Origin of the sequence: Cellulosimicrobium cellulans (genome assembly GCF_001722485.1) — a bacterium.
GTDB classification, from domain to species: domain Bacteria; phylum Actinomycetota; class Actinomycetes; order Actinomycetales; family Cellulomonadaceae; genus Cellulosimicrobium; species Cellulosimicrobium cellulans_A.
In genome coordinates this window covers 1-2,589 of record NZ_LWGL01000265.1, presented here as the reverse complement: position 1 = coordinate 2,589, position 2,589 = coordinate 1, and the positions used below count along the sequence as shown (strand labels likewise).

Below are 2,589 nucleotides of genomic sequence, written 5' to 3'. Positions count from 1 at the left end.
GGCCTCGCCGCGCCGGGGGCACGCCGGGGCGCTCGCGGGCATGCCCGTCGACGGCGGCGGGCTCGACGTCGCGGGCGCCGGCGTCGAGCAGGTGCTCTTCTGACCCCTGCCGTCAGTCGTCGGCGAGACGCGGCGGGAACCCGCCGGTCGCGACCGGGCCCCAGCGCGTGATCGTCACGCGCAGCAGGCACTTGCCCTGCGTCACCATAGCGGCGCGGTACTCGTCCCAGTCCGGGTGCTCGCCGGAGATCGAACGGTAGTAGTCGACGAGCGGCTCGACGGCGTCCGGCAGCTCGATCACCTCGGCCGTCCCGTCCACCTGCACCCACGGGTCGGAGAACCCCGGCCCGAGCGACAGGAGCGACGCCTGCGGGCGACGGCGCAGGTTCACCGCCTTGGCGCGCTCCGGGTACGTCGACACGACGACGCGACCCGCGTCATCGACCCCGTACGTCACGGGGCTCAGCTGCGGCGAGCCGTCGGACCGGGTCGTGACGAGGACGCCGTCGTGGCGCGAGCGCAGGAGCTCGAGGAGCTCCTCGCGGTCGACGCGGCGGGTGGTGGCGATCGTGCGCGGCACGGCGGTCCTCCTGGTCGGGCGTGGACGGTCAGCGACTAGACTCGCACGGGCGCTCGTCGCGCCCCCACCCTCACGCGATCTGGAAGGACGAACTCCGTGCTCCGCACCCACACGGCCGGCTCACTGCGGGCCGAGCACACCGGTCAGACCGTCACCCTCACGGGATGGGTCGACCGGCGCCGCGATCACGGGGGAGTGGCCTTCATCGACCTGCGCGACGCCTCCGGCATCGCCCAGGTCGTCATCCGCGACGAGTCCGTCGCCCACCCGCTGCGCAGCGAGTTCGTGCTCCAGGTGACCGGCGAGGTCTCCCGCCGCCCGGAGGGCAACGAGAACCCGAACCTGCCCACGGGCGAGATCGAGGTCCTCGCGAGCGACGTCGTCGTGCTCAACACCTCCGAGGCGCTGCCCTTCCAGGTCTCCACGGCGCTCGCGGACACGGAGACGATCGGCGAGGAGGCGCGCCTCAAGCACCGCTACCTCGACCTGCGGCGTCCGGCGCCGGCCCACGCGCTGCGCCTGCGCGCGAAGATCAACCAGGCGGCGCGCCGCGTGCTCGACGCCGAGGACTTCGTCGAGATCGAGACGCCGACCCTCACGCGCTCCACGCCCGAGGGCGCGCGCGACTTCCTCGTGCCCGCCCGGCTCTCGCCCGGCTCGTGGTACGCGCTGCCGCAGTCGCCCCAGCTGTTCAAGCAGCTCCTCATGGTCGCCGGCATGGAGCGCTACTACCAGATCGCGCGCTGCTACCGCGACGAGGACTTCCGCGCCGACCGCCAGCCCGAGTTCACGCAGCTCGACGTCGAGATGAGCTTCGTCGAGCAGGACGACGTCATCGCGCTCGCCGAGAAGATCCTCGTCTCCCTGTGGGAGCTGGTCGGCTACACGATCCCGACGCCCGTCCCGCGCATGACGTACCACGACGCGATGCGCCTGTACGGCACGGACAAGCCCGACCTGCGCTTCGGCAACCCGCTCGTCGAGCTCACGGACTACTTCAAGGACACCCCGTTCCGCGTGTTCCAGGCGGAGTACGTCGGCGCCGTCGTCATGGCCGGCGGGGCGTCGCAGCCGCGCCGCCAGTTCGACGCGTGGCAGGAGTGGGCCAAGCAGCGCGGCGCGCGCGGCCTGGCGTACGTGACGTTCGGCGAGGACGGCACGCTCGGCGGCCCCGTCGCCAAGAACCTGTCCGACGCCGAGCGCGACGGACTGCGCGAGGCCACCGGCGCGCAGCCGGGCGACGCGGTCTTCTTCGCCGCGGGCAAGACGTCCGACTCGCGGGCTCTGCTCGGCGCCGCGCGCCAGGAGATCGCCAAGCGCACGGGGGCGATCGACGAGGACGCGTGGGCGTTCGTGTGGGTCGTCGACGCCCCCCTGTTCAAGCCCACCGGGGACGCGGCCGACGAGGGCGACGTCGCGCTGGGCAACTCCGCGTGGACCGCGGTGCACCACGCCTTCACGTCGCCGACGCCGGAGTGGATCGACACGTTCGAGTCGGACCCCGGGAACGCGCTCGCGTACGCGTACGACATCGTGTGCAACGGCAACGAGATCGGCGGCGGGTCCATCCGTATCCACCGCCGCGACGTGCAGGAGCGCGTGTTCGACGTCATGGGCATCGGCCCGGAGGAGGCGCAGGAGAAGTTCGGCTTCCTCCTCGACGCGTTCAAGTTCGGCGCCCCGCCGCACGGCGGCGTCGCGTTCGGCTGGGACCGCATCGCCGCGCTGCTCACGCACTCGGACTCGATCCGCGACGTCATCGCGTTCCCGAAGTCCGGCGGCGGCTACGACCCGCTCACGCAGGCTCCGGCGCCGATCACGCCGGAGCAGCGCAAGGAGGCGGGCGTCGACGCGAAGCCCGCGCCGAAGGGCGAGCCGGGGAACCTTCCCGCGGCCGCCGCTCCGTGACGGGCAGCACCACGCGCGAGGGCGCGCCGACCACGCCGGTCGGCGCGCCCTCGCGCGTCCCGCAGGTCCCGCCGGCGTGGGCCGCGCACCCGGTCGTCGAG

2 protein-coding genes are annotated in these 2,589 nt (G+C 73.2%); one reads left to right on the top strand and one right to left on the bottom strand.

Features of this window, described 5'->3' with window-relative positions:
- Window positions 1–112: 112 nt before the first annotated feature.
- Window positions 113–580, bottom strand: coding sequence for a PPOX class F420-dependent oxidoreductase (locus JZ5iCDA_RS16750; protein WP_069388154.1), 468 nt, complete (start codon window positions 578–580; stop codon window positions 113–115).
- 96 nt (window positions 581–676) lie between these two features.
- Here JZ5iCDA_RS16750 and aspS point away from each other — a divergent pair, with 96 nt between their 5' ends.
- On the top strand, window positions 677–2,488 hold the full coding sequence (gene aspS, locus JZ5iCDA_RS16745) for an aspartate--tRNA ligase (RefSeq protein WP_069388153.1): 1,812 nt from the start codon (window positions 677–679) through the stop codon (window positions 2,486–2,488).
- Window positions 2,489–2,589: the final 101 nt, after the last annotated feature.